7 protein-coding genes are annotated in these 5243 nt (G+C 73.9%); 5 read left to right on the forward strand and 2 right to left on the reverse strand.

Translation table 11 applies throughout. The features are described from left to right. From N4P33_RS32285 to N4P33_RS32295, 3 genes are all read left to right on the forward strand, one after another. On the forward strand, positions 1 to 379 hold a 379-nt coding region (locus N4P33_RS32285; protein WP_260830494.1), incomplete at its 5' end, for a response regulator transcription factor. Between the two features lie 88 nt (positions 380 to 467). Then, positions 468 to 1214, forward strand: a complete 747-nt coding sequence (locus N4P33_RS32290; RefSeq protein ID WP_260830495.1) for a LuxR family transcriptional regulator — start codon at positions 468 to 470, stop codon at positions 1212 to 1214. Between the two features lie 156 nt (positions 1215 to 1370). Continuing rightward, positions 1371 to 1907 carry a DUF3995 domain-containing protein gene (locus tag N4P33_RS32295; RefSeq protein WP_260830496.1) on the forward strand — a complete coding sequence of 179 codons (537 nt, stop codon included), beginning with the start codon at positions 1371 to 1373 and terminating at the stop codon, positions 1905 to 1907. 24 nt (positions 1908 to 1931) lie between these two features. On the opposite strand, the gene N4P33_RS32300 is transcribed toward N4P33_RS32295, so the two are convergent. After that, positions 1932 to 2459: a hypothetical protein gene (locus N4P33_RS32300; protein WP_260830497.1), complete on the reverse strand. Its 528-nt coding sequence runs from the start codon at positions 2457 to 2459 to the stop codon at positions 1932 to 1934. Positions 2460 to 2648: 189 nt separating this feature from the next. Then, positions 2649 to 3008, reverse strand: a complete 360-nt coding sequence (locus N4P33_RS32305; protein ID WP_260830498.1) for a DUF1330 domain-containing protein — start codon at positions 3006 to 3008, stop codon at positions 2649 to 2651. Between the two features lie 217 nt (positions 3009 to 3225). Here N4P33_RS32305 and N4P33_RS32310 point away from each other — a divergent pair, with 217 nt between their 5' ends. Next, complete coding sequence (locus tag N4P33_RS32310; RefSeq protein ID WP_260830500.1) at positions 3226 to 4476, forward strand: NAD(P)/FAD-dependent oxidoreductase; 1251 nt, start codon at positions 3226 to 3228, stop codon at positions 4474 to 4476. A 192-nt stretch (positions 4477 to 4668) separates the two neighbouring features. Beyond that, a partial coding sequence (locus tag N4P33_RS32315; RefSeq protein WP_260830499.1) for an SDR family oxidoreductase occupies positions 4669 to 5243 on the forward strand: 575 nt, incomplete at its 3' end.

Below are 5243 nucleotides of genomic sequence, written 5' to 3' on the forward strand. Positions count from 1 at the left end.
CGGCGGCGACGGCGGCGACAGCGGTGCGGTGCCCGGTGGCGACGGCCGCGGTGAGTTCGACGGTGGCGCCCGGGCCACGCTGGTCACGGACCACGCCGCCGTGCGCGCGCTGGAGCTGCTCTTCGCCGGCACCTGGTCCCGCTGCCGGCGGCTCGACGACCACCTCACCCTCGGCTCGCGCCTGCGCGGTGATCTCGGCTTCCAGGTCCTCGAACGGCTGCGTTCCGGTCAGACCGACGCGTCGGCGGCCCGCGAACTCGGCGTCTCCCTGCGCACCTACCGCCGTCATGTGGCGGAGATCATGCGGGTGCTGGGCGCGGGATCCCGCTTCCAGGCCGGAGCACGCGCGGTGGAACTGGGGCTGCTGCGGCAGGAGTAGCCGCACCGGGGAAGGAACGAACGGGGAACGGGGGGGACAGGACGTGTCGGACAGCGCCGGTGACGACCTCGATCGGACGCTCCGGACAGTGCGGACCCTGATCGAGTCGACGGAGGCCCTTCACCGCGACCACGACCGCGAGGAACCGCGGATCACGGTCGTCGAGGGCGGCTACTGGGCGGTCCTGCGAGAGGCGCGCGAGCTCATCTCCCGGGCGACGCGCACCATCGACATCATGCACGCCCGCATCACCGGCGGCCAGGACGAGCCCGCCCGCGACGAAGGGGTCGAACGGCAGCTGATCTACGGGGCTTCGGACACCGTCACGGTCCGGCTGCTCAGCAGCCCCGCCCTGGTCGACGAGGACTTCGTCCGCGAACAGCTGGGCAAGGACAGACCGGTGGCCATCCGCATCGCCCGAGTGCCCCCGCTCCAGGCGCTCATGGCCGACGGCACCGTCGCGCTCGTCGTCGCCGAGTCCGCCGCCGGCCGCCGCGCCTCGCTGATCAAAGCGCCGGACCTGCTGCACACCCTCGCCACCCTCTTCGAGAACATCTGGCGCGTCGCCGTACCCGCCGGCGAGCGTGTCGTCTTCGGCGACGGCGACCGCGGCGCCCTCGCCCGGCGGATCCTCGCCGCGCTGTGGGCCGGCGTCACCGACGAGGTGGCCGCCCGCGACCTCACCGTCTCCGTGCGCACCTACCGGCGGCACGTCGCCGAGATCATGGCGCTGCTCGGCGCCGGCTCCCGCTTCCAGGCCGGCGTACGGGCCGCCGAACTCGGCCTGCTGCCCCCGACGACACCGCATCGCTCCCGCCCCGGCGACCGCCCGTGACCTCCCGGTTGGCAGCTTCCTGAAAGCGGCATTGCCGCCCGCCGAGCACGGGCAGTTCCATGGGGCCGAGAAGGGGTCCTTCCCTCGGCGGCGCCGCCAATCCGCGCCGTCCGTTCGATCGGGACCCGATCGGACCTCCACCGCGATGGGAACCTCATGGAGAGCACCTACGCTGCCGGCCACCGCATGCCCGCCCGCGCCGCCGAGCGGGCCCGCCGCACCCCGCCGGCGACGGCGTGGCAGCGCAGAGCGGCCATCACCGCATGCGCCTGGATGGTCGTGTTCGCGGCGTTCCACGCCTACTGGGCCCTGGGCGGCACCTTCGGGCTGCCGCCCGGCGAGTCCCTCGTCGACAACACGCCCCTGCTCGTCATCGACCTGATCGCCATCCCGATGAACCTCGGCGGCGCCGCCCTCGCGCTCGCCCTGGTGCAGCGCTGGGGGCTGCGCTTCCCGCGCGGCCTCGTACTGCTGGGAGCCTGGGGCTGCGCCCTGCTGATGGTCTTCCACGCGCTGCCCGCCATGGTGGATCTGGCCGTCCTCCTCGCCGGACAGCGCGAGGAACCGCTGACCGGCCAGGACCGGTTCAGCGTGCTCGTCTACGAGCCGTACTGGATGCTCGGCGGACTGCTGTTCACAGCGCTGGCCCTGGCCTTCCAGCAACGCACCCGACAGCCCACCGACTCGGCCTGACCCACGGTCCGGTCCACGCGCGTCTCACCTGCGGCGCCGCATCCAGTACGAGACGGTCACCGCGCCCAGCAGCGGCCCCCACAGGAGCAGCGGGGCGTAGAGCCAGCCCATGACGGTGCGGTGGACGCCGGTCAGGTTGCCGTCGTCGACCTGGTCCCAGGCCAGGTACTGGCTGACGGTGATCAGAGTCATGGCCAGCGCGCCGAGCGCCGCCGGGACGACGGCCGCCCACACGGGCACCGGCCGCCCCCCGATCAGCGGCAGCCAACGCGGCGTGATCAGACCCCAGTTGCTCACCAGGCCGAGCGTCAGCAGCGCCACCGCCTCCTGCGCGAGGCTGATCAGCACCAGGATCAGACTGCCGGTGCCCGGGATGTCGTAGTCGGTGCGCAGCACCTCCTCGCTGTAACCGACGGGCACGCCGGCCGCCATGGCCAGCCGCCACAGCGAGGAGGGCAGCGCGACCAGCGGCATGGCGTGGGCCGCCCAGCGTGCCCAGCGCGGAGGCGGTGTCACCGCGTGCGGGCTCGCCGGCCCGGCGACTGCGTACATGAAGAACCTCCGGCGGGTCGGGTGCGGTGGGGCGTCGACAGGGTAGGGACCGCAGGCGCAACCATGCCTGGACCGTGGCAGGTTGCTGCCACGCGGCACGTCAGATTCAGCCGCGCGGCCAGTTACAGCCGACGAACACCCGCCCTTCGCTCCCCGGTCATGGCCGGCGCCTGACCCGTCTGCGCCCGCTCAGTCCCGCGGCGCGGGGGACGGGAGAGCCTCCCGCACGGCGCGGGCGGTGGCGGACGGGTCGTAGTCCTCGGGGACGCCCTCGACCAGGATGATGTCCCCCTCGATGTGCCGTGAGCGCAGCGGGGCGATCTCCCGGTAGGCCGGCGAGTCCCACCAGGCCCGCGCCTCGGTGATCCCGGGGAAACCGATCACCACGACATGCCCGGGCCAGTCCCCCTCCTTCACCTCGTGCCCCGTTCCGTGCACGAGGAAGCGACCGCCGTACGGCTCGAAGGTGGCCGGGATGCGCTCGATGTACTCGGCGATGTCCGGGTGCGGGGCGGCCTCGTGCAGGTGAGCGATGGCGTAGGCGGTCATGACGTCCCTCCGGTCGATCGGACTCGGTACCGGCCGATCGTGACACCCGCCGCCCCTTCGGGGCGATTACCCGTCAGGTAACACCGGACGGGTGACGTCGGCGTCTGTGCCGGCCGGGCGCGGGTACTGAAGGGGGACGGAGAGGCGGAGCGGACGGGAGCGTCCCGCGAGAGCCACGGGTACGGCGCCGACCTGGGAGAGACGCATGAGCGACGGACTGAGCGACGGACAGCGCCGGGCACCGGACGTGGTCGTCGTCGGCGCGGGTCTGGCCGGACTGGCCTGTGCCCTGGATCTGTGCCGCGCCGGATGGCGGGTGGCCCTGCTGGAGGCGTCCGACGGTGTGGGCGGCCGGATGCGCACCGACCGGCAGGACGGCTTCCTGATCGACCGGGGCTTCCAGGTGTTCAACACGTCGTATCCGCAGGTGAAACGGCGTCTGGAGCTGAGGGGCCTGCGACTGCGGCCGTTCACCGCGGGCCTCGTCGCCCACACGTCGCACGGGCCTGTCCGCCTTGCGGATCCGACCCGGGAACCCGGTGCGGCGGGCACGCTGCTGCCGGGACGGGCCCTTTCGGCCCGCGACCTCGCCGCGCTGGCGGCACTCACCGCGCGGGACGCCGTGCTGCCCGTGTCCCTCACCCGACAGCTCCCGGACCGCCCCACCTCGGCGGCCCTTGCCAGGGCGGGACTGTCGGACGCCGTGATCGCTGACATCCTGCGTCCGTTCCTGTCGGGTGTGTTTCTGGAGGACCGGCTGGAGACCTCGGCGCGGTTCTTCCACCTGGTCTGGCGGAGCATGGTCCGCGGGTCCCTGTGCCTGCCGGCGGAGGGCATCGGCGCCGTGCCGGCCCGGCTCGCCGAGGGCCTGCCCGACGGCGTCCTGCGCCTCGGCACGCCCGTCGCGGAGGTCACCGACACCGGAGTGCTGCTGAGCGACGGCAGCGAGGTGCCGGCCCGGGCCGTCGTGGTGGCGACGGACCCGGCGACCGCCGCCCGCCTCCTGCCGGGCCTGACCGTGCCGGACACGCGGACCGTCACCACCTACTACCACGCCACCGACCGCCCGCCGACGACCGAACCGACCCTGATCGTGGACAGCAGGGGAACGGTCCTGAACACCTGCGTCCTCAGCGCGGTCGCGCCCACCTACGCGCCCCCCGGCACCGGGCTCGTCTCCACCTCCGTCCTGGGGACGGACCCGCCCGGCAGGGCACAGGCGGTACTCCGCCGCCTGGCCGAGCTGTACGGCACGGACACGAGCGGCTGGCAGCAGATCGCCGCCCGCACCGTCGAGGGCGCGCTGCCCGCGATGCTGCCGCCCTGGCCGCTGAGCCGCACCACCCGCCGCGCCTCGGGCAGGTACGTGTGCGGGGACCACCGGGCGACCGGCTCGGTGCAGGGCGCCCTGGCCTCGGGCACCCGCGCCGCGCGCGAGGTCTCCGCCGATCTCGGGCCGGAGAGGTGACGCCGGGAGCGCGCCGTCAAGCCGGCAGGGCCAACGGCCGTCACAGCCGATAGAGCCAACCGCCGTCACAGCCGACAGGGCCCACAGAGCCGTGTGCGCCGCCATGAGCGCATCCGCACACCGCCCCGCCGCCGAAACTGTGACGACCGGATCGACTCGACGGCCGGATCGACTCCGTGTCCGGGAGTGAGCGTGGAACTGAGGCAAGCCCGAGTCCTGGTGGCCGGCGCCACCGGCGTGCTGGGCGGTGCGATCACCGCCGCAGTGGCCGGCCGGGGTGCGCGGGTGGCCCTCGCCGGACGTGATCCGATCCGGCTGGCCCGTGTTGCCCGCGCGTACCCGGGCGCCCCGACCGCCCGCTTCGACGCCTACGACCCCGAGTCCTGCGCGCGTGCCGTGCGCGGTGCCGCGGACGCCCTCGGAGGGCTGGACGCCGTCGTCACCGCCTTCGGGACGGTGGCGTTCGGCAGGGCGGAGGAGGCCGGTGACGAGGTCGCGGAGCATCTGATGGCGGTCAATCACCTCGCGCCCGCCGCGCTTTTCCGCGCGGCGCTGGGCTTTCTCGGACCCGGTTCCGCGATCGCCGCCGTCACCGGCGTGGTGGCCGAGCGCCCGCCCCCTCGTATGGCCGACTACAGCGCCTCCAAAGCCGCGCTGCGGGCCTGGCTGGAGGCCGTACGGCGTGAGGCGCGGAGCACCGGTGTCCGCGTCCTGGAGATCCGGCCGGGGCATCTCGACACGGGCTTCGCCCAGCGTCCGGTGGCCGG

Origin of the sequence: Streptomyces sp. 15-116A, assembly GCF_025290915.1 — a bacterium.
Classification (GTDB): Bacteria; Actinomycetota; Actinomycetes; order Streptomycetales; family Streptomycetaceae; genus Streptomyces.